Source organism: Phyllobacterium sp. K27 (assembly GCF_054796155.1).
Window position 1 is genome coordinate 3,279,150 of sequence record NZ_CM139240.1, and the last position, 19,433, is coordinate 3,298,582.

At 52.8% G+C, this 19,433-nt stretch carries 25 protein-coding genes, 1 tRNA gene and 1 pseudogene; 5 read left to right on the plus strand and 22 right to left on the minus strand.

Annotation, left to right across the window (positions count from 1 at the left end; all coding sequences use genetic code 11):
* Window positions 1–35: 35 nt before the first annotated feature.
* From ACYJL1_RS16200 to ACYJL1_RS16235, 8 genes are all read right to left on the minus strand, one after another.
* Window positions 36–413 carry a hypothetical protein gene (locus ACYJL1_RS16200; RefSeq protein ID WP_460896331.1) on the minus strand — a complete coding sequence of 126 codons (378 nt, stop codon included), beginning with the start codon at window positions 411–413 and terminating at the stop codon, window positions 36–38.
* Window positions 414–546: 133 nt separating this feature from the next.
* Complete coding sequence (locus ACYJL1_RS16205; protein WP_460896332.1) at window positions 547–1,566, minus strand: LLM class flavin-dependent oxidoreductase; 1,020 nt, start codon at window positions 1,564–1,566, stop codon at window positions 547–549.
* A 99-nt stretch (window positions 1,567–1,665) separates the two neighbouring features.
* Window positions 1,666–1,872: a hypothetical protein gene (locus ACYJL1_RS16210; RefSeq protein ID WP_460896333.1), complete on the minus strand. Its 207-nt coding sequence runs from the start codon at window positions 1,870–1,872 to the stop codon at window positions 1,666–1,668.
* A gap of 176 nt (window positions 1,873–2,048) precedes the next feature.
* Window positions 2,049–2,390 (minus strand): hypothetical protein, encoded by a 342-nt coding sequence (locus ACYJL1_RS16215; RefSeq protein WP_460896334.1) that lies wholly within the window; start codon window positions 2,388–2,390, stop codon window positions 2,049–2,051.
* Window positions 2,391–2,866: 476 nt separating this feature from the next.
* Window positions 2,867–3,079 (minus strand): hypothetical protein, encoded by a 213-nt coding sequence (locus ACYJL1_RS16220; protein ID WP_460896335.1) that lies wholly within the window; start codon window positions 3,077–3,079, stop codon window positions 2,867–2,869.
* A 103-nt stretch (window positions 3,080–3,182) separates the two neighbouring features.
* On the minus strand, window positions 3,183–4,454 hold the full coding sequence (locus tag ACYJL1_RS16225) for a glycerate kinase type-2 family protein (protein WP_460896336.1): 1,272 nt from the start codon (window positions 4,452–4,454) through the stop codon (window positions 3,183–3,185).
* A gap of 5 nt (window positions 4,455–4,459) precedes the next feature.
* Complete coding sequence (locus tag ACYJL1_RS16230) at window positions 4,460–4,771, minus strand: Dabb family protein (RefSeq protein WP_460896337.1); 312 nt, start codon at window positions 4,769–4,771, stop codon at window positions 4,460–4,462.
* A gap of 84 nt (window positions 4,772–4,855) precedes the next feature.
* On the minus strand, window positions 4,856–6,154 hold the full coding sequence (locus ACYJL1_RS16235; RefSeq protein WP_460896338.1) for an amidase: 1,299 nt from the start codon (window positions 6,152–6,154) through the stop codon (window positions 4,856–4,858).
* Window positions 6,155–6,339: 185 nt separating this feature from the next.
* Here ACYJL1_RS16235 and ACYJL1_RS16240 point away from each other — a divergent pair, with 185 nt between their 5' ends.
* The 3 genes from ACYJL1_RS16240 (at window position 6,340) to ACYJL1_RS16250 (ending at window position 8,065) form a co-directional block, all read left to right on the plus strand.
* On the plus strand, window positions 6,340–6,483 hold the full coding sequence (locus ACYJL1_RS16240; protein ID WP_115051276.1) for a DUF1127 domain-containing protein: 144 nt from the start codon (window positions 6,340–6,342) through the stop codon (window positions 6,481–6,483).
* Window positions 6,484–6,605: 122 nt separating this feature from the next.
* Entirely contained in the window at window positions 6,606–7,361 is a 756-nt protein-coding gene (locus tag ACYJL1_RS16245) for a glycosyltransferase family 25 protein (protein ID WP_460896339.1), read from the plus strand.
* A 2-nt stretch (window positions 7,362–7,363) separates the two neighbouring features.
* On the plus strand, window positions 7,364–8,065 hold the full coding sequence (locus tag ACYJL1_RS16250; protein WP_460896340.1) for a polysaccharide deacetylase family protein: 702 nt from the start codon (window positions 7,364–7,366) through the stop codon (window positions 8,063–8,065).
* Between the two features lie 14 nt (window positions 8,066–8,079).
* Here the strand turns inward: ACYJL1_RS16250 and arsH are convergent, their stop codons facing one another.
* From arsH to ACYJL1_RS16285, 7 genes and pseudogenes are all read right to left on the minus strand, one after another.
* Window positions 8,080–8,808, minus strand: a complete 729-nt coding sequence (gene arsH / locus ACYJL1_RS16255) for an arsenical resistance protein ArsH (RefSeq protein WP_460896341.1) — start codon at window positions 8,806–8,808, stop codon at window positions 8,080–8,082.
* Window positions 8,783–9,205 (minus strand): arsenate reductase (glutaredoxin), encoded by a 423-nt coding sequence (gene arsC / locus ACYJL1_RS16260; protein WP_460896342.1) that lies wholly within the window; start codon window positions 9,203–9,205, stop codon window positions 8,783–8,785. Before arsC ends, arsH begins: the two co-directional genes overlap by 26 nt.
* Complete coding sequence (arsB, locus tag ACYJL1_RS16265) at window positions 9,205–10,266, minus strand: ACR3 family arsenite efflux transporter (RefSeq protein ID WP_460896343.1); 1,062 nt, start codon at window positions 10,264–10,266, stop codon at window positions 9,205–9,207. The genes arsC and arsB overlap by 1 nt, the downstream gene beginning before the upstream one ends.
* An 11-nt stretch (window positions 10,267–10,277) precedes the next feature.
* The gene (gene arsN2 / locus ACYJL1_RS16270; protein ID WP_460898081.1) at window positions 10,278–10,694 is read right to left on the minus strand and encodes an arsenic resistance N-acetyltransferase ArsN2; all 417 of its coding nucleotides are present in this window, start codon (window positions 10,692–10,694) and stop codon (window positions 10,278–10,280) included.
* Window positions 10,695–10,715: 21 nt separating this feature from the next.
* Window positions 10,716–11,210, minus strand: a pseudogene (locus tag ACYJL1_RS16275) (arsenate reductase ArsC); the annotation flags it as partial.
* A complete protein-coding gene (locus tag ACYJL1_RS16280) occupies window positions 11,203–11,559 on the minus strand; it encodes an ArsR/SmtB family transcription factor (RefSeq protein WP_460896344.1) in 357 nt (118 codons plus the stop codon). The pseudogene ACYJL1_RS16275 and the gene ACYJL1_RS16280, both read right to left, overlap by 8 nt.
* A gap of 152 nt (window positions 11,560–11,711) precedes the next feature.
* Window positions 11,712–12,980, minus strand: a complete 1,269-nt coding sequence (locus tag ACYJL1_RS16285) for an MgtC/SapB family protein (RefSeq protein WP_460896345.1) — start codon at window positions 12,978–12,980, stop codon at window positions 11,712–11,714.
* 293 nt (window positions 12,981–13,273) lie between these two features.
* On the opposite strand from ACYJL1_RS16285, the gene chrA reads away from it, so the two are divergent.
* A complete protein-coding gene (gene chrA, locus ACYJL1_RS16290; protein ID WP_460896346.1) occupies window positions 13,274–14,494 on the plus strand; it encodes a chromate efflux transporter in 1,221 nt (406 codons plus the stop codon).
* Window positions 14,495–14,571: 77 nt separating this feature from the next.
* Here the strand turns inward: chrA and ACYJL1_RS16295 are convergent.
* A tRNA-Phe gene (locus tag ACYJL1_RS16295) sits at window positions 14,572–14,647 on the minus strand.
* A gap of 184 nt (window positions 14,648–14,831) precedes the next feature.
* Here ACYJL1_RS16295 and ACYJL1_RS16300 point away from each other — a divergent pair.
* Window positions 14,832–15,917: a Gfo/Idh/MocA family protein gene (locus tag ACYJL1_RS16300; protein WP_460896347.1), complete on the plus strand. Its 1,086-nt coding sequence runs from the start codon at window positions 14,832–14,834 to the stop codon at window positions 15,915–15,917.
* Between the two features lie 19 nt (window positions 15,918–15,936).
* Here ACYJL1_RS16300 and yacG read toward each other — a convergent pair whose 3' ends face one another.
* From yacG to hisD, 6 genes are all read right to left on the minus strand, one after another.
* Window positions 15,937–16,125, minus strand: coding sequence for a DNA gyrase inhibitor YacG (yacG, locus tag ACYJL1_RS16305; RefSeq protein ID WP_460898082.1), 189 nt, complete (start codon window positions 16,123–16,125; stop codon window positions 15,937–15,939).
* Window positions 16,126–16,164: 39 nt separating this feature from the next.
* On the minus strand, window positions 16,165–16,791 hold the full coding sequence (locus tag ACYJL1_RS16310) for a Maf-like protein (protein ID WP_460896348.1): 627 nt from the start codon (window positions 16,789–16,791) through the stop codon (window positions 16,165–16,167).
* Between the two features lie 33 nt (window positions 16,792–16,824).
* The gene (gene infA / locus ACYJL1_RS16315) at window positions 16,825–17,043 is read right to left on the minus strand and encodes a translation initiation factor IF-1 (RefSeq protein WP_008122731.1); all 219 of its coding nucleotides are present in this window, start codon (window positions 17,041–17,043) and stop codon (window positions 16,825–16,827) included.
* Between the two features lie 127 nt (window positions 17,044–17,170).
* The gene (locus ACYJL1_RS16320; RefSeq protein ID WP_460898083.1) at window positions 17,171–17,638 is read right to left on the minus strand and encodes an arsenate-mycothiol transferase ArsC; all 468 of its coding nucleotides are present in this window, start codon (window positions 17,636–17,638) and stop codon (window positions 17,171–17,173) included.
* A 17-nt stretch (window positions 17,639–17,655) separates the two neighbouring features.
* Window positions 17,656–18,132 carry a UPF0262 family protein gene (locus ACYJL1_RS16325; RefSeq protein WP_460896349.1) on the minus strand — a complete coding sequence of 159 codons (477 nt, stop codon included), beginning with the start codon at window positions 18,130–18,132 and terminating at the stop codon, window positions 17,656–17,658.
* A 7-nt stretch (window positions 18,133–18,139) separates the two neighbouring features.
* Window positions 18,140–19,432, minus strand: coding sequence for a histidinol dehydrogenase (gene hisD, locus ACYJL1_RS16330; protein ID WP_460896350.1), 1,293 nt, complete (start codon window positions 19,430–19,432; stop codon window positions 18,140–18,142).
* Window position 19,433 lies beyond the last annotated feature (1 nt).

The window sequence follows — 19,433 nt, forward strand, 5'->3', positions numbered from 1 at the left end:
ATTTACTGACTTTGCTGGAGGCAAAGAAATGTGGATTAGCTCGGCTTTTTGGTGACGAGCGTCAACAACCCTTTTGAATCAAGGCTGGCTATAACGACCGCCTCGGATGTGAGGCCCTTTTCCTTGAGGGCGGATGTTACTTCCGGCGACTTGTCTATGGAAGAACGCAACTTCTTTACGTCTTCATCGCTGCGCTGAGCGACTGCATCGTTGACCTGCGTCTTGGTTGCGTCGGGCAATTCGTTGATATCGACGATATTGATCGTCGTAATCTGCGGTGCACCCGTCTGGGCGGGCGCCTCAGGGGTTGGCGCCGCAGAATTTGGAGCGGTTTGTGTGGCAGTCTGGGCATAAGCGGCCGAAGTGGCCAAGGGGAATGCCGCGCAGAGCGCGAGCACTATCATCTTTCGCATCGTTTTTCCTTTCAGATGATTGGCGAACGATCATCTATTGATGATGCAGCTACTTCACCTGTGAAATTCGATCTCAACCAGTCGATGAACGGGTTTTTTCAAGGCAATATTTCGGCAAGAATATGGCGGTCTTTTAAGCAGACAAGCCCACTGGTGCTGCCCTATTCTGTCCAATCACTGTATTTGCCAGAATTTCATAAGACCGGATTCGCGCTTTATGATCAAAAATATGGCCCGTAATCATAAGCTCGTCCGCACCGGTGCGATGAATGAACTCCTCGACCCCAGCTTTGATGGCAGGAGCAGCGCCAACGACAGAACAGGATAAGGCTTGGCGGAGGATCGCCTTCGCATGCAGATCAAGCGTTTCTTCATAACCTTCAACAGGTGCCGGAAGCGGGCCGGGATTTCCCGTACGCAAGTTTACAAATGCCTGTTGCTGGGATGTTTGCAGGAGCGCGGCTTCTTCATCACTCCCGGCAGCAAAAACGTTGAGACCAAGCATCACATAGGGCTTTTCCAGATATCGGGAAGGCTCAAACCGCGCGCGATAGATTTCGATTGCCCGCTCCATTTCCGCCGGCGCGAAATGGGATGCAAAAGCGTAAGGAAGCCCCAGTGCGGCGGCCAGCTGAGCGCCGAAAAGACTGGAACCCAGAATCCAGACGGGCACGTGGAGCCCAGCACCCGGCACCGCTATGACATGCTGCCCGGGTTGCGGATCGTCAAAGTAACTCAACAGTTCGACGACATCCTGCGGAAAGCCATTGATATCCTGATTGAGATTGCGACGCAGCGCCTGAGCCGTGATCTGATCTGTGCCAGGAGCACGACCAACGCCGAGGTCAATGCGACCAGGATGCAGAGACGCAAGCGTACCAAAAGCTTCCGCCACCATCAGAGGCGAGTGATTGGGCAACATGATGCCGCCCGCACCGAGCCGAATCTTGGAGGTTCCGGCTGCGACATGTGCGATCACAACGGCGGTCGCCGCGCTGGCAATGCCGCGCATGCTGTGATGCTCCGCAAGCCAAAGACGATGATAATCAAGGCGCTCGGCATTCTGCGCTAGGTCTAGCGAGTTGCGGAGAGACTGTGCGGCAGTGCTGCCTGCTGTAATCGGTGAAAGGTCAAGGACTGATAATGGGATCATGAGCTGAATATAGGACGCCGCAAACGCTACACAATGAGACTACGCGGTTTCATGATTCACAAATATTGAACGTCGATTCAATCGGGATCCTTGCAGAAGCTACCTGATGGTACCGGTGTGGGAAGAAGCCAAACGCAACTCCATGCCGACAACCGGACGCATTTCCTGCGAGAGGCGTTCATCGGATTCACGAATGGCCGTTTCAATGAAATAGGCGATCATTTCAAAACCTTCATCGTCCGCCAGAGCGCATAACCGGGAAAGCTCTGTTTTCAGAACTTTCAATGTCTCTGCTCTCTTGTTCATGCCTTCCGCTCCCACAACCCCAAAGTTGCGGGACCTAATACCAAAATTGGGATTTTGCAAAGTCTAAAGTTCGCGCGAATTTCAATTTCCGTCAGTAATTTATAGTAAAATTAGTTTAAAATTTTACTATACTATACGTAACCCTATGACATAACTCGATAACGCATCCTATTCGACTACAATCTGGACATTTGAACTTCGGGTATTTCACACATCTTTTTTGATCCGGCCTTGGTAGCGCGATCAATGATACCGGAAGCCAGGTCCGAAACAACTTCTACAGCGATGTCTTCCGGCAAACCAGTTTCAGCCATGCCTGCTCGCATAGCTGCTTCACTGGCTTCTGTTCCAGTACCGCAGATATAGGCTTTGGCTTCCAGTATGGCGGCCTTTTGGAACTTCTTATTATTGATATCGCCGCCTTCAACGTCGGTTTCCAGCTGGCCTTTAATGCTGAACGCAAGGCTGGATGTCATAGGAACAACCGCAAAGAACACTGCCGTTGTTACTACCATCATTGATGATCTTAAAAGGTGCATGATAAGCCCTTTCCAGCCATACATTAAAGCCGCGGCAATTTTACCGTTTTCAGCCTTGTTAATATATTATAAACGATACGGAGCTGTTTGTGTTCCGCGAACCTCTTCAACTGGCTGTGATCCCGACAAGCCGAAGCCCCCAAAAGCCCAGCGCGAAATGTTGCATTGCACCAAACGCAATGCTGCTATGCAATATTGTCTGTATTAAATCACGGCGATTGAGTTATTTTCAGATCAGGAATTTTCGACAGCGTCACCTCCTCCCGACCCTGTCGAAACGGACGGTCTCTTCTCCTCCCAGAAGACCCTCCATAACCAACGAAACCCACCGCACCTCCTCCCGCGGTGGGTTTTGTTGTTTCTGGCTCGCTCTCATTCAAAACACGAAAAATGCCGCTTCAGCCTTTGCGACATGAAACGGCATCCAAACTGTGATCCTTTAGAGCCTTTCCGGCTTACTGCTTCCCCATCTCAACCTTACGTCTTGCTACGCTTTCTTCGAGCGTCAATTTCTTTTCAGGCTTTGCGCGTTCAGTAAGAGACTTTGGCGGCGGAACAAATGAAACATCCTTGACCGGCGAATTGGCGGGAACTCCGCCGGTCGAACCGGTGCTGCAACCAGCAATGACGATAGCCGAGAGAATAACCAAGGTAGGTGCAACTCGCATCCAACTTTCCTTTGCATGAAACGCCGTTAGGTAGCGCCCGAATGGGACGCAAATGTCAAATCACTTCACTAGCGGTGGACCACTCAATAATGGCGATAGCGCGTCAACGAACAAGAATTGCCCGCAAATCATTTACATTCGTTCCGGTCGGTCCGGGTACGAACAGATCGTCAATGGCGTTGAATGCTGTCCAAGCATTATTGCCATTCAGATAAGCCGATGCGTCGTGCCCCTTTGCCAGCAAACGCGCCACGGTAGCGCTGTCGGCAAATGCACCTGCATTGTCTTCGGAACCATCAATGCCGTCCGTATCGGCGGCAAAAGCGCTAATGCCGTTTGCGCCATCTATATCCATGGCAAGCGACAACAGGAATTCGGTATTACGTCCGCCTTTACCTTTCCCGCGCACTGTGACTGTGGTTTCACCGCCGGAAAGGATGACCACGGGCTTTGTGAACGGCTGGTTTTTTGCAAGCACGTGTTTTGCCAGTGCTGCGTGAACATGAGCAACCTCTCTCGCCTCGCCTTCAATTGCATCGGAAAGGATTACGGCTTCGACGCCATTCTCCCGCGCGACCTTGGCGGCAGCTTCCAGCGAGACACCAGCCGATGCAATGACGTGATGTTCATGATCCTTAAAAACAGCATCACCGGGCTTTGGAGCATCTGCAGCGGCGGTGCGAAGGTGCGCCATTGCCGTCAGCGGCAAGTCCAGACTATAGCGATCAACGATTGCCAGCGCCTCTTCCCGCGTTGTCTCGTCAGGAACGGTAGGGCCGGAAGCGACGAATGCCGGGTTGTCTCCTGGAATGTCCGATACGACAAGCGAGTACACACGGGCCGGAAATGCCGCGGCAGCAAGACGACCGCCCTTGATCGTCGAAAGGTGTTTGCGCACGGCATTCATCGCCGAAATCGGCGCTCCTGACGCGAGAAGTACCTTGTTGACAGCAATTTCGTCCTCAATGGTCATGCCCTCGGGCGGCGATGGCAACAATGCCGACCCACCACCCGATACAAGCGCAACCACAAGATCGTCCGCCGTTAAATCTGACACGATTTCCAGAAGACGCTTCGAGGCAACGAGACCTGCTGCATCGGGCACCGGGTGCGAAGCTTCAATGATCTCTATGCGTTCGCAGGCAGCACCAAAACCATAGCGGGTCACAACGAGTCCTTCGATGAAAGAACCCGGATATTTGGCCGTCCATGCTTTTTCAAATGCACTTGCCATTTGCGACGAACCTTTGCCCGCACCGATCACAATCGTCCGGCCTTTTGGCTTCGATGGCAGATGGGATGCAATCACCCGCTCAGGATCAGCGGCGTCAACAGCGGCCCGGAATAGTTTGGTGAAAAACTCCTTGTCATGCATGGGGTTCAAACTTCCAGATCGAACACGAAAACGCCATCGGGACCGCCTACGGCTGAGGTCACAATACGCCCGCCAATTGCCTGATGTTCCAAGTGAATGAGATAGGCATCCCGTGCAGCCGCATCAGTGAAATCAATAATGAAGCCTTCAGTATAGCCTTTGTCCATCCCGATCTCGGGACTGACATTGGCACCGGATCGGAATGTGAGAGCGCCGGGCAATTTCGCACAAAGTACGGCAAGATCATCGTAACAAGCCTGTCTATCCGATGCGGGAACGTCGTCACGAAAACGGATAAAAACACAGTGGCGTATCATGAAAGCCTTCCTTCTGGATATCGGATGCGTATCCTGACGAGATTGTTGAAAATTGCGAGCGATATTTCTGCTGTCCGCCAACCATCAGGTCAAAATGTGCTCTACGGACAATGCCATCGCCAGTAGCCTTCGGTCAGTGCCATGCTGCGCCATGAGCATCAATCCAGCTGGCATTGCCGTATCCGGCATGGGAAGACTGATGGCGGTCAGATCAAACTGGTTTGCGACTTGCGTATTGCGTAGCAGCAACGCCTCTGTTTCCCGATAGAAATGTTCATCACTGACTGCCTTGATCGTGGGGGCGAGGATCGGCACTGTTGGCAAGGCCAAAAAATCATAGGCTTTGATCCGCTGATCCATTTCACGCACCAGCGACTGACGCTTCATCATCAGATCTATGTAATCGGACTCCGACGTCTCAAGCCTCCGCAGGAGTGGCCGCTGAACACGCTGGTCTACATCCAACGTTTTATTCCGCAACCATCCGGCATGAACCCTACTCGCTTCAATTCCGGCGATCGATCCCACCAATGTTGCTTGAGCCATGGCTTCAATAAGATCGTTTATCGAGCAATCGACAATCACGGCTCCGGCTTTCTCGCAGGCCTGGAGACTTACATTGAATGCTTTTTCAATTTCTGGTTCCATGTTTTCAAACAAGACGCCGCGTGGCACGCCAATACGCAGACCTGATAAAGAGATGGCATCCAAAGGACGCGGCTGCTCTCCAGCCAGAATTGAGTCTGTGAATGCACAGTCTGACACGTTTCGTGCCAACGGCCCGACAGAATCCAGACTGGGCGAAAGTGGAAATGCGCCTTGCAGCGGAATACGCTTTGCAGTCGGTTTGAATCCGGTAACACCGTTTAAAGCCGCAGGAATTCGTATCGAGCCTCCTGTGTCCGAGCCGATTGACATCTCGCTTGTGCCTTCTGCTACCGAAATTCCGGCCCCGATGGACGAACCGCCAGCAACACGCGAAGAATCGACCGCATTTCCCGCTGTCGGATAATGCGGATTCAAGCCCACCGCCGTGAATGCAAACTCGGTCATCAGCGTTTTGCCTGTAATGACCGCCCCAGCTGCACGCAGTCGCTGCACAATGAGCGCATCATCACTGGCCGCCGCAGCCGTTTTCCGTATCACCGAACCAGCCAAGGTGGTTTCACCGGCAACGTCAAACAAATCTTTGATGGAGACTATCCGCCCATCGAGCGGCCCAAGCGCTTCGTTCTTCCGCAAGCGGTTGTCGGAGGCTTCTGCCTCCCGGCGGGCTGACACGGCATATACCCGTGTAAATATTCGCTCGTCCGTCTCGCGCTGTATCAAACGCGCAAGAATATGCTCGAGCCTTTGCACGGCTGTCGGGTTTTGCTTTGACAAGGAAATATCCCGCTGGAAATGTTGCAGACAAGGTTTCTATAGCGCGAAGGCCTTTCCGATTAAAGCCCAACCGGCTTGCCATGCAGGGAATGCAATGGTGCGTTGCAACATTCGCAGTTTTAAATCGATATTATTTGGCGCAAGCTTTGCGATAGGGAGGGCAAACAATAAAAGGGGTAAGAGCCATGAGCCTTCGCAACCGCATTCAGAAATACCGCCAGTACCGCCAGAATCTCCATGAGCTGCGTCTTTGCAGTGATCGCAATCTTGCTGATCTTGGAATTTCCCGTGCCGACATTCGCCAGATTGCCTGGATGGCCTGCAACTAATTAAATTAGGCCTGGAATTCGATGAAGGCGCTGTGAGCTTTGCTCCGGCGCCTTTTTTATTGCCGTATTTTGAAGGTGGCGTCCCTTGCCAAACCCCTAACAATGTTGTTGTACGATACCTAATGATCGAAGCCCCTGGTGAACCTGACACATTGATCAAAGCATTCATCATTCATCTGTCACGCTCCGTAGACAGGCAACAACAGGTTGATTTGCTCAGCCAGACGCTTCCTGTCCCGGCGGATGTCGTCGACGCTGTCGATGCCAGAAACCTTACCGAGGAAGATGTTCGCCGCGTCTACAAGCCCGGACTGCATGCCCCGCGCTATCCTTTTGATCTCAATATCAGAGAGGTTGCCTGCTTTCTGTCGCACCGGAAGGCATGGCAGGCAATTGTTGATCAGAATCTCACAGCCGGATTGGTGCTTGAGGACGATGTTGCCTTAACGTCCGACTTCGCCGGAGCCTATTCTGCTGCTGCTGCGTTTGTAAGGCCCGATGATTTTATCCGCTTTCCTTTCCGGCCTCACCGTGAACAGGGGCCAGAGGTCTTCACTGCAAATAATGCCCGCATCCTGCAAGCCAAACCGGTTGGACTGGGAATGGTGATGCAACTTGTCGGTCACGAGGCTGCAAAACGATTGCTGGCTGTCACTGAAACTTTTGACCGCCCGGTCGATACAACGTTGCAGATGAACTGGATAACAGGATTGTCGCCGGTAGCTGTTGTTCCTGGCGGCGTTATGGAAGTTTCATCTCAGCTTGGCGGCAGCACAATCCAACAGCAAAAACCTTTGCTTGAAAAACTGAGACGCGAGATATTACGGCCGATTTATCGCATGCGGGTCAAAGCCTATTCCCGCCGCCAAGGGAGCTGACCTTGCCTATACCGATCCTCCTTTACCATCAGATCGCCACGCCACCGGCTCGCAAGACGCCGTTTCGAAGCATGATCGTCAGCCCGGAATCCTTCCGGCGGCAGATGAGCTGGCTCAAGCGATTGGGTTATCAAGGGCTCTCACTACGCGAAAGCATGCCCTACATAACCGGTAGGAAAACAGGAAAAATCGCCGCTATCACCTTTGATGATGGCTTTACCAATGTCTATCAGAACGCCATGCCAATCTTGCAGGAGTTCGGCTTTACTGCGACCAATTTTTTCGTCGGCAATCAGATCGGCGGCTCGAACGAGTGGGACCGACCGCTTGGTGTTTTACCGGCAACTTGCATGGACATTGATCAGATCAAGCAATGGCATTCTGCAGGCCATGAAGTTGGCGCGCATACAATGGACCATGTGCACCTCAGTCAACTTCCGGAAAGGGAGGCTTTCGAGCAATTGTCTCTTTGCAGGGAAAAACTGCAGGCACTTACCGGCGATGCAATCGATTCATTTGCTTACCCCTATGGCGATCACAATGACAAGGTGCGGGAACTGGTTCAACAAGCGGGCTATACGGTGGCTGGCGGTACGGAACGGCGCCGCGCGACAGCCAATGACGATTTGATGAACCTGCCAAGACTGACTATTCGCCGGGACGACACCTGGCTGCACTTCGTCGCAAAGTGCCTGTTGCGCTAGAACGCTTATGCCAGTCAAACGGCTTTGCTGAGTTTCAAACGCTGTTCCAGCTTTGCAGCATTCTCCTTTCGCTCGCTATAGCGCTCTGTCAGATATCCTGAAACATCGCGCGTCAGCAGCGTAAACTTGACCAGTTCCTCCATGACATCGACCAGACGATCATAATAGGCAGAGGGCTTCATGCGACCGCTTTCATCAAACTCCTGATAGGCCTTTGCCACTGAGGATTGATTGGGGATCGTTATCATACGCATCCAGCGACCCAGAACCCGCATCTGATTGACCGCATTGAAGGATTGGGAGCCGCCAGAAACCTGCATGACGGCCAGCGTCCGTCCCTGGGTCGGACGTATCGCCCCCATAGCGAGCGGAATCCAGTCAATCTGCGATTTCATGACGCCTGTCATTGCACCGTGTCGTTCCGGACTGGTCCAGACCTGTCCTTCGGACCAAAGCGAAAGTTCCCGCAATTCCTGAACCTTCGGATGATCGACCGGCGCGTCATCCGGCAGTGGCAAGCCGACCGGATCATAAATTCGCGTTTCAGCACCGAAATACTCAAGCAGCCTAGCTGCTTCCTGTGTCAGCAGTCGGCTGTAGGAGACTTTGCGCAATGAACCGTACAGAAGAAGAATGCGCGGTCGATGCTTCGACATTGGAGCGGCAAGCTTTTCCGGCTGGGGCAGATGCAGCATATCCGGAACTGTATTGGGCAGATCAGACAATGCGATTTCCTTCCGCATCGATAACGATTTCGCCATCCTCCTTGGTGAATGGGCCCTTCTGCGCATCCGATAAAATATCCAGCACCAATTCCGACGGACGTGCCAGACGCACGCCCAGATTCGTCACAACGAACGGACGGTTGATCAGGATCGGATGGGCTTCCATTGCGTCCAGCAACTGCTCATCTGTCAATGACAAATTGCCAAGACCGAGTTCCGCGTAAGGTGTTCCCTTCTCACGAATGGCTTCCCGCACAGTCAGGCCCGCTTTCTTGATCATGTCCCTGAGATCGTCGCGGCTTGGCGGTGTCTTCACATATTCAATAACGGTCGGTTCGATGCCTGCATTTCGTATGAGCGCCAGCGTATTGCGCGACGTGCCGCAAGATGGGTTATGATAGATAGTGACGGTCATCAGACTGTCCTTTCAATTTTCTTCAGATTTTGAACCGCGGCACCGCTCTCGTACCAGCTCTTGCTCCGGTTCACGATCCAGACGACCGACAGCATAACCGGCACTTCGATCAACACACCGACGACTGTGGCGAGCGCCGCACCCGAGTTGAAACCGAACAGGCTGATGGCGGCAGCGACAGCGAGTTCGAAGAAATTGCTGGCACCGATGAGGGCCGAGGGTCCGGCCACACAATGCTGCTCCCCGCTGACGCGATTGAGCATATAGGCAAGACCGGAATTGAAATAGACCTGGATCAGGATCGGCACAGCCAGCAAGGCAATGATCATAGGCTGTGCAATGATCTGCTCACCCTGGAAACCGAACAGCATGACAAGGGTTGCCAAAAGCGAGACAAGCGAGATTGGCTGCAAGGTTCTCAGCAGACGATCGAAAGCTTTCTGACCACCATTGGCAAGCAACTGTCGACGCGTGATTTGAGCGATAATGACCGGTATGACGATATAAAGCACCACAGACAGGACAAGTGTATCCCAAGGCACGGTGATTGCCGAAAGACCGAGCAGTAGACCGACGATCGGAGCAAAGGCGACAATCATGATCGCATCATTCAGGGCAACCTGCGACAGGGTGAAATGTGGTTCCCCCTTGGTAAGGTTCGACCAGACAAACACCATTGCCGTGCAGGGGGCCGCTGCCAGAATGATCAGACCCGCAATGTAGGAATCGATCTGCATTTCCGGCAGATAGGGCCGAAATAGCCAGCCGATAAACAACCAGCCGAGCAATGCCATGGAAAATGGCTTGACCGCCCAATTGATAAACAGCGTTACGCCGATACCCCGCCAGAATTGACCCACGTGACCGAGTGAGGCGAAATCAATCCGCAGCAACATTGGGATGATCATCAGCCAGATCAGGACCGCCATCGGAATATTGACCTTGGCATATTCTGCCGAGCCTATGGCTTGGAAAACGCCCGGAATGAAGTGACCAAGCGCTATGCCAATGACAATACAAAAGGCCACCCACACGGTAAGGTACCGCTCAAAAATAGACATTCTGCTTTTCCTTAAAGAGAGACTGATCGCACCATCAGGGAGGCGTTCGATGGGCAAAGACCCGATGCTTGCGGCGTCGCCAGGATTTCAGGCGGTGCATCGCTTTTGGGGATAGTTTTAAAACCGAGCTTATTGAAGAACGGGGCAGCTTCCGTTGTCAGCAGATAGCTGGATTCTGCACCCGCCATTTCTGCATACCGCAATAAGGACCGGGTGATCGCGGTGCCGTAACCGGCATTCTGCATTCCCAGAGGAACGGCTATCGATCGCAGCAACGCGTTTTTCCCGTGCAATTCAATGCCACCAAATCCGGCAGGCTCGCCCTTGCGATCCGTAAAGCGAAAGAAAGTGCCCCCGGACTGGGAGAGATCATCAATGGGTAGCGATGCAGCCCGTAGTGCTTTTGCCAGTTCCTCGTCTGAGGACAATATTTTTTCCCCTTCGACTTTTTCACGGCGCCCAATGGCCTGCAGACGTGTTGTCAGCCAAAGCTTGTCGACGGATTCCAAGGGTAAGTTCAGAAAAGCGGAAATACGGTTTTTCATGTAGCGAGCTGCCAAAGAAAATGCCGCTTCCTTTTGGATATCCGTTCCTTCAACGGCAGCCGGATCCTCGATGCCCCAATGAGCCGTCACTGGCTGGCCGGGCCAGACGGGGCATGCCTCTCCCGCAGCGCTGTCGCAGACAGTGAAGATGAAATCCATCTTCGGCGCCCCTGGCGTCGCAAATTCATCCCAGCTCTTGGACCGAAATCCTTCCGTCGGATACCCATAGGCTTCAAGCACCTTCAAGGCGAAGGGGTTTACTGTGCCGTTTGGCTTGCTGCCTGCCGAGAACGCCCGGAAATGTCCCTTGCCCTCTGCTGACAGAATGGATTCGGCAAGGATAGAGCGGGCGGAGTTTCCAGTGCACAGGAACAAGACATTGTAGACACGATCAACCATTGAAGGTCTCCTTGGGAGGACAACAGGGAACAATATCAGCGATGAGCGGCGCGCAAATATCCGGGTGCCCGGCACAGCAATCCGTCAGTAGATAGTTAATCGCTGCCCGCAGACCATTAAAATCCGCACGATAAATAATGGAACGACTTTGCCGCTCCGACGCGATCAAGCCAGCTCGTGACAAGATCGCGAGGTGTGTCGACATTGTATTTTGAGGAACATCCAGAATACGGGCGATTTCCCCGGCGGCGATCCCTTCCGGCTCATGCATCACAATCAGCTTGAAAGCATCCATACGCGACGGTTGGGCAAGAGCCGAAAAGGCTTCAATGACATCTTCTTTTTCCATATATCGAGATATACAGATACAATACAAAGCAGTCAATGCTGTGAGCTATGCATTCAGCTTCCGACTCCTTTTGAATCTCGGACGTTATCTCAGCAAGACATCCCGTGATCTGATTGAACGCTCATGCGGCTTGTCGATTTGCCCGTAGGTGATTACCAGACTGCAAGGACACCAACATATAATGCTGCTGCAAGGACCGCAGAAATGGATGCAAGACAAACGTGTAGTCCAAACGACATTTTTCCGAGAACAGATGCATAGATTGCCTTGGCAATAATGTTGCTGAGGACAGCTAGCCCCAACGCATAGCCAGCATTCTCAGTCGAAATTTGCGGGAGTAAACCAACAATCGATACCATCGCCGCGTCAACATCGACAAGACCAGATAGAATTGATGCAGTAATCAAGCCCTGGTTGCCAAACAATTGGCTTGCGGCATTCGTCAACAACGAGGCCCCGACAAGAATGAGAGCCATCTTGATAACTTCTACTATATCGAAAGGATTTCTGAACCGGGACAATTGATGCGTACGGGGCTTTCGATAAGCGAGCGTAATTGCGTAAATGAGCATGATTACTGCTGCAGTCATCAATGGAGGAATGAGCATCGTACTGAGTTGCGGCGCGAGAAACAGAATGAGCGTGATTGTTCGCAACAGCGAAACGCCTCCGGCACTTATCGCTCCAGCTGCTATAGGTTCAATTGTCTCACCTGCCGTGGATCGCCGAGCATTCATAATGGTTGCAGCGGTTGACGAAACCAACCCTCCGATCGCACCTGCGGCAAGTTCTCCATTTGTGGGGCCGAGCAGCTTCAAGGCGATATATCCGCAAAAGGAAATAGATGCCAAGGCAATAACAATCAGCAGTATTCGCGAAAGGGAGATGCCGCCAAACGGACCAATCGGATCTTTGGGAAGAAGCGGGAGAACAACAAATGTCAGAGCCAGGAGTAATACGGCTGATCGTAATTCTGCCCATTCCACCTTACGTAAAAAGCTGTGCAAAAACTCGCGACTGAGCAGAATGCACACAAGCGCGACACATCCGGCAGAGGCAACAGCCATACTTCCCAGTACTGCGAGAGTTCCAAGACAGTATGTTAGCATTGCTGCAATGACGGATGTCACGCTAAACTTGTTCTCTGCAATCGACTCCCGCCATTGAAACATGGCGAATATCGATGAAAAAATTATGAAAAATCCGACGACTATCAATCCGGAAATGCCGCTCAGGCCATCAATCAACATCTCCAGCAGGCCGGCAATGCCGCCCAGCATTCCGACGAGAGTATAAGTGCGAATTCCAGCCGTGCGGCTGCCAGCCGCCTGATTTCTTTCGCGCCAGTGCCGTTCGACGCCGATCATGGCCCCGATGGCTGTAGCCAAACCTATCCGGCGGAATATCTCAATCTCATCCATTTCACTATAACCGCAGGATATCGTCTCCCGGTCAATGTACAGCTTGCCGCAACGCCCCCATTCATTCCCAACTCCCGATCACAGGGATTGCAAGTTGCCCTTCTGTTGAACGTTCCAGAACATTTACATGGACTTGGTGTGATAAATTCTTCATGCAGAACATATAAGTGTTCAGGGTCAGGATCTTAACCTGTTGAGATGGTATGAGGCTTTTCGTTCGGGGAGGAGCAAAGGCCAAGGTTAACGGATACCCTGGGTATTCTGTGCAGCCGTAACAATAGGGCATTTGCTCAATGACCAAGGTCGAGACCACAACCATCAGTTCAAGCATGGACAGGATTGCCGAGGTATTTTTTGTATTCCTGAAACTTGGCCTTACCTCCTTCGGCGGGCCTATTGCCCATCTAGGCTATTTTCGCGACGAGTTTGTGAACCGCCGAAAATGGTTGACGGATAGCGCCTATGCCGACGTTGTGGCCCTATGCCAGTTTCTGCCCGGGCCTGCTTCCAGTCAGGTGGGCTTCGCTATCGGAATATTCAGAGGTGGCGGGGTATTGGGAGGAATCGCGGCATGGACGGCCTTCACCCTCCCTTCAGCGATTTTGCTCATTGCATTCGCTTATGGAGCAGCAAATTTTGCAGGGCCAATCGGCCAGGGCATTATTCATGGATTGAAGCTCGTCGCCGTGGCCGTCGTGGCTCAAGCAATCTGGGGAATGGCACGTACGCTGACCCCTGACAAAACCCGAATTGCTATTGCACTGGCTGCAATAGCAGCAGCTGTGTTCCTCAGCAGCACTGTCGGACAGATAGGCGCGATTGCGGGTGGCGCATTGGCGGGCCTTTTCTTGTGCCGCAATGCGGATGCTCAGGACACACATCGTCTCGGCTGTTCCGTTACCCGGCGCAGTGCCATCATTGCACTCATTCTGTTTGCGGTGCTGCTCGGTGTCCCGCCGCTTTTACCAGATACCTTACACAGCCAAACAATTTCGCTCTTTGATGCATTTTACCGTTCAGGTGCACTCGTCTTTGGTGGCGGCCATGTGGTGCTACCACTGCTTGAAACGGCGGTTGTGGCTCCCGGTTGGGTGAGCCATGAGGCATTTCTTGCAGGTTATGGCGCAGCACAGGCGGTGCCGGGGCCGCTCTTTACGTTTGGGGCCTATCTTGGAGCGATTGTGAATTCTTCGCCCAATGGGCTGCTAGGCGCGCTTATCGCAGTAATTGCATTGTCCTTGCCGGGATTGCTCCTGGCCTATGGCACTTTGCCGTTTTGGGACGACCTCAGACGCCGCCCCTTGGCACAAGCGGCCATGAGAGGCGCCAATGCAGCTGTAGTGGGGATTCTCGCCGCTGCATTTTATAATCCTGTCTGGACAAGCGCAGTCTTCAAGCCGTCCGACTTCCTGCTGGTGACAGCCGGGTTTCTGTTCCTGACAATATGGAAGATGCCACCTTGGATTGTGGTCGTCGCTCTTGCCAGTGCTGGCGCGATCATAGGTGCGATGTAGGCTATGTATATCTGACAGGTACTCTACCAGGCAAGCAACAGTTTTGGTTATAATACTGGCTTTATCAGAAGAAAAAGTGGTGCCCAGACGCGGATTCGAACCACGGACACGCGGATTTTCAATCCGCTGCTCTACCAACTGAGCTATCTGGGCACTTTTGGCTGCCAAGTTGGCAGTCCATTCCGACGCGTTGGTTTTCGTTGGAAGCGGGTGGGTTATAACACTAAAAATCCTGCTGTCCAGCATCAACTAAGGAATTTTTCGCCGTTTTTCTGCCTCTTGCAAAGGGCACAGATAGGTGCGTTCTTGATGGGGTTACAGACAGGATTCGTTTTATATGATTGATACGGGGGATAAAGCCGCCAAAGCAACGTCTTTTGGCTGGGGCATTCTTGGCAGCGGCCGACATGCCGGACAATTTGCCGCTGATCTTGCATTGGTACCCGGTGCTCTGCTTGTGGGTAACTATTCGCGGACAGCAGCCAATGCAAAACGGTTTCACGAAAACTTTGGCAGCAAGCGAGCCTATTCCGATCTGGATGCATTTGTCGCCGATTCCGAGATTGATGCAGTTTACATTGCAACGCCTAACTCAATGCACCTGGCGCAGGCTCTTAAAGCCATTCGTTCAGGCAAAGCTATTCTGACAGGCAAACCGCTCGCCCCTTCCCATACGGAGGCTTCCGTCATTGAACGGGAAGCAACCCGCGCGAATGTTTTTGCCATGGAAGCGATGTGGACAAGGTTTCTGCCTGCAATTGCTGCGGCAAAAGCCAAAGTGGATGCTGGAGAGATCGGAGCAATCCGTAGAATCACCGCCGAGTTAGCCTATGAGCATCCCTATGATCCTAAAACGCGCTTCTTCAGCAGATCATTGGGCGGGGGCGCCAGCCTTGACCTTGGGGTCTATTGTGTTTCCTTGGCAATGTTCTTCCTTGGTCAACCACAGAAGGTTTCGGGGTTATGGTATGCGGCTCCAAATGGTATCGACATGAGCTCAGAAATCGTGCTGCATTACGATCAAGCGAAAGCAGAACTTTCCTGTGGATTTGACCGGGATGGGAAAAATCATTTTGTCATTGAGGGCACAACCGGCACTATCCGGGTGAATGCTCCATTTCTCGAAGCAAAAGAATTGACGATTTACCAAGGATTATCCCGCCAAGCGCTTTTCAGCCCCTTATCGGGCCCGCGCGGAACTATTGGACGAATATTGGATCGCCTGCCGGTGCCGGGGCGTACCGTCGAAGAGTACAATTTTGATGGTAACGGCCTCCAGTTTGAGGCAATTGCGGTCATGGATGCAATAGGCCGAGGCAAAACGGAGTCAGCCATTATGCCGATTGCGGACAGTATCAATGCATTGCGTGCAATCAATATTGTATTGTCGCAACCTGCGACGCAACGCGTGATAAAACTTTAGAAATGCGGGGTCCCGCCCCTTACATGTCTTCTTCGCCGTCGCTGTCTTCCGAGCTTTCTACGGCGGGCAACACATAAGCCCCCGTTAGCCAGCGATTGAGATCGATATTGCGACAGCGTGATGAGCAGAATGGATAATGCTCACGTTGGGAAGGCCGTTTGCATTCGGGACAAGGGCGTGTCGGTCGCAGGGGCGTAACGTTCGCCATACTGTTTTTATCGTCAGTCAATGTCGCAGTCCGTTTGCTCTAATGTCCGGAGGCTTGCCAATTGGCGTAAACAGGAAACCCCTCCCCCTGCAAAAGGTTCAAGGTTTCATAAAGTGGAAGGCCAACAACATTGGTGTAAGAGCCGACCAGTTTGATGACGAAGCTGCCCGCCAAGCCTTGAATCGCATAGCCGCCAGCCTTATCCCGCCATTCGCCCGAGGCAAGATAGCTCTCCAGTTCCTCCCGCGAAAGTCTTTTGAAACGAACGCGGGTTTCGATCAGATCCTGGCGCAATTTTCCAGCCGGAGTAATCAGGCAAAGGCCAGTATAGACACGGTGCGAACGACCGGACAGCAGCCGCAAGCAGGCAGTCGCATCGTCAAGTATTTCCGCCTTCGGCAGAATGCGTCGCCCCACAGCTACAACGGTGTCTGCGCTTAAAATGTAGGCCTTCCCCAGATCAACACTCCCCTTCAAGTCCGCAGCAACTTTTTCCGCCTTCAAGCGGGAAAGCCGACGCGCCAGCGAACGCGGGTGTTCCGCCCGCAGGGGCGTCTCATCCACATCGGCGGGCAGCAGACTATCCGGCTCAATACCGATCTGGCCGAGCAGCGACAGGCGGCGCGGAGAACCGGATGCGAGAACGAATTTGTGCTGATCGCTCATAAAGAGAATTCCTGCGGACAGGCTGAGGGAGGTTTACTTGAAACGGTAAGTGATGCGACCCTTGGTCAGGTCGTATGGGGTCATTTCAACCAGAACCTTGTCACCTGCAAGAACGCGAATACGGTTCTTGCGCATACGCCCAGCCGTGTGAGCAATGATTTCATGATCGTTTTCGAGCTTTACCCGGAACATCGCGTTGGGCAACAGCTCCGTTACGAGGCCAGGAAACTCCAGTACTTCTTCTTTCGCCATGCGTAGTTCTATCTCCAGAAATTGAATTTGCGGCCGTGTTCGACCGCAATTTTGCGCGGAACCTATAGTATTGCGCAGCATTTGTGAACAAGGGAGTTCAATCCAATTGTACGGACGTACAAGAGTATCAAGTCAATGGACCGAAACGATCCTCAATATGTTGCTTCAGATGATCACGAACGTCGCGATAGGCACTCAGAATCTGGTCCCTGCGACCCCGCACCAGGGTCGGGTCTGGGGTCGGCCAATATTCCACATGCACTGATGTCGTTCGGGTCAACTCCAGTGCCATATGGTGTGCCTTGGGTGACAATGTAACAATCAGGTCGAAATAATCGTCTTCAAGCTCCTTGAAGGTGCGCGGGGTCATTGAGAGTCGCTTTAACCCTATTTCTTCGAGAACCGCATCCACAAACGGATCAGGATCGCCCTTTTCAACGCCTGCTGAAGCAACATAAACCTTAGAAGGCAATACTTTTCGGGCCAGCGCTTCTGCCATGGGAGAGCGAATGGAGTTCATTCCGCATATAAAAAGTACAGCCCCCGGAATCCTTGGTTTCTCACCTACCGTTTCATCCGGCAGGTGATCGGGCATTCCCGGCACGGGTGCGCCTATCCCCGCCAATGGAGCACACATACCAGTGTAAAAAGCCGGCGGGCCGTGTCGAAATCGACCTCAATCTTACCGCCAAGCCGATCCATCAATGCTCGCGAGCCCTCATTATGCAACCCTCTTCGACCCATGTCGATCGCTTCGATCTTGCTTGGACTGGACGAACGAATGGCGTCATAATAGCTTTCACAGATAAGGAAATAGTCTTTGATGACCTTGCGCAAAGGCGTAAGCGAGAGGATGTGCGTTACCACATCGTCCCCGCTTTCCCGCGAAATCGCAAAAATCAAACGTGATTCGACCAGAGAAATCTTCAGCTTGTAAGGCCCCGCTCCCTCATCACTAACAGGGCGAAAGCTGTTTTCTTCGATAAGATCAAAAATTGCGACCGCTCGTTCATGCTCGACGTCGGGTGTCGAACGGCCGATCGTGTCGTCCAGTTCCACATCGACCAATCTCGCATCACTTGCCGTCATCAGATTCCTAAAGGTTCAACCGGATTGCGACTGAATTGCCGTGCGCATCAAGTCCCTCCGCACGTGCCAGCTCAATCGCTGCTGGTCCCAAGGCTCGCAATTGCTCAACACCCAGCCTCAGAATGGAGGTTCGTTTGACATAGTCAAGCACGGAAAGTCCCGAAGAAAACCTTGCTGAACGGGCGGTGGGCAAAACATGGTTGGAGCCGCCAATATAATCCCCGATGACTTCCGGGGTATAGCGGCCAAGGAAGATTGCTCCAGCATTACGAACACCGGCCAGAAGCTGTTCTGTATCGGCGGCTGCAATCTCCAGATGTTCCGGCGCGATGCGGTTGACCAGAGGCAAAGCTGACTGCAAATCATTGACCAGAATCATCGCGCCATAATCCCGCCAGCTCTCGCTTGCGGTCTGGCCGCGCGGCAACGTTTTCAGTTGATGTTCAACAGCGGCCATTACGGCTTTACCAAAAGTCTCATCATCCGTAATGAGAATTGATTGTGCGGCGCTGTCATGCTCAGCTTGCGCCAGCAAGTCGGCAGCAATCCAATCGGGGTTATTATCGGCATCGGCGAGAATAAGAACCTCGGATGGGCCGGCAATCATGTCGATACCCACAGTACCGAAAACACGGCGCTTGGCAGCCGCCACATAGGCATTGCCGGGGCCGACAATCTTGGCGACCGGGGCAATGGTTTCAGTGCCGTAGGCCAGTGCTGCAACAGCCTGCGCACCACCCACACGGTAAATCTCGGAAACGCCAGCGAGACGTGCTGCGACCAGAACCAGCGGATTGAGCTTACCGTCCGGCGACGGAACCACCATGACAATACGCTCAACGCCGGCCACCTGTGCCGGAACGGCATTCATCAAGACAGAGCTCGGATAACTCGCAGTGCCACCGGGAACATAGAGCCCGACTGAATCGATTGCTGTCCAGCGCGAGCCAAGTTCAACGCCCAATGCATCCGTATAACGATCATCCTTGGGCATTTGCCTTGCATGGTGGGAATGGATGCGATCCCGTGCGAGCTTGAGTGCCTCGACCGTTGCTTGCGGCGCTGTCTCCATCGCCGCATCGACCTCAGCGGCGGAAATGGCGATACCATGCTGCGCCAGATCGATACGATCGAATTGCTTCGAATAATCCATGAGTGCTGAGTCGCCATTGGCGCGAACATTCTTGATAATGGTCTCAACCACGCGATCAACATCTTCGGAGACTTCGCGTTTGGTCGAAAGGAATGCGGAAAAACTCTCGTTAAAATCAGAATCAGACTGTTTCAGCACAATTGCCACG

Coding starts and splice junctions, on each gene's coding strand:
- ACYJL1_RS16245 (WP_460896339.1), top strand. CDS start 6,606: ATGATCGAAGCCCCTGGTGAACCTGACACATTGATCAAAGCATTCATC.
- infA (WP_008122731.1), bottom strand. CDS start 17,043: ATGGCGAAAGAAGAAGTACTGGAGTTTCCTGGCCTCGTAACGGAGCTG.
- arsC (WP_460896342.1), bottom strand. CDS start 9,205: ATGACCGTCACTATCTATCATAACCCATCTTGCGGCACGTCGCGCAAT.
- ACYJL1_RS16225 (WP_460896336.1), bottom strand. CDS start 4,454: ATGCATGACAAGGAGTTTTTCACCAAACTATTCCGGGCCGCTGTTGAC.
- ACYJL1_RS16205 (WP_460896332.1), bottom strand. CDS start 1,566: ATGATCCCATTATCAGTCCTTGACCTTTCACCGATTACAGCAGGCAGC.
- ACYJL1_RS16220 (WP_460896335.1), bottom strand. CDS start 3,079: ATGCGAGTTGCACCTACCTTGGTTATTCTCTCGGCTATCGTCATTGCT.
- arsB (WP_460896343.1), bottom strand. CDS start 10,266: ATGTCTATTTTTGAGCGGTACCTTACCGTGTGGGTGGCCTTTTGTATT.
- ACYJL1_RS16240 (WP_115051276.1), top strand. CDS start 6,340: ATGAGCCTTCGCAACCGCATTCAGAAATACCGCCAGTACCGCCAGAAT.
- ACYJL1_RS16215 (WP_460896334.1), bottom strand. CDS start 2,390: ATGATGGTAGTAACAACGGCAGTGTTCTTTGCGGTTGTTCCTATGACA.
- ACYJL1_RS16200 (WP_460896331.1), bottom strand. CDS start 413: ATGCGAAAGATGATAGTGCTCGCGCTCTGCGCGGCATTCCCCTTGGCC.
- ACYJL1_RS16285 (WP_460896345.1), bottom strand. CDS start 12,980: ATGGATGAGATTGAGATATTCCGCCGGATAGGTTTGGCTACAGCCATC.
- ACYJL1_RS16310 (WP_460896348.1), bottom strand. CDS start 16,791: ATGAGCGATCAGCACAAATTCGTTCTCGCATCCGGTTCTCCGCGCCGC.
- ACYJL1_RS16320 (WP_460898083.1), bottom strand. CDS start 17,638: ATGCCCGATCACCTGCCGGATGAAACGGTAGGTGAGAAACCAAGGATT.
- ACYJL1_RS16210 (WP_460896333.1), bottom strand. CDS start 1,872: ATGAACAAGAGAGCAGAGACATTGAAAGTTCTGAAAACAGAGCTTTCC.
- chrA (WP_460896346.1), top strand. CDS start 13,274: ATGACCAAGGTCGAGACCACAACCATCAGTTCAAGCATGGACAGGATT.
- ACYJL1_RS16325 (WP_460896349.1), bottom strand. CDS start 18,132: ATGACGGCAAGTGATGCGAGATTGGTCGATGTGGAACTGGACGACACG.
- ACYJL1_RS16280 (WP_460896344.1), bottom strand. CDS start 11,559: ATGGAAAAAGAAGATGTCATTGAAGCCTTTTCGGCTCTTGCCCAACCG.
- arsH (WP_460896341.1), bottom strand. CDS start 8,808: ATGCGGAAGGAAATCGCATTGTCTGATCTGCCCAATACAGTTCCGGAT.
- ACYJL1_RS16230 (WP_460896337.1), bottom strand. CDS start 4,771: ATGATACGCCACTGTGTTTTTATCCGTTTTCGTGACGACGTTCCCGCA.
- ACYJL1_RS16300 (WP_460896347.1), top strand. CDS start 14,832: ATGATTGATACGGGGGATAAAGCCGCCAAAGCAACGTCTTTTGGCTGG.
- yacG (WP_460898082.1), bottom strand. CDS start 16,125: ATGGCGAACGTTACGCCCCTGCGACCGACACGCCCTTGTCCCGAATGC.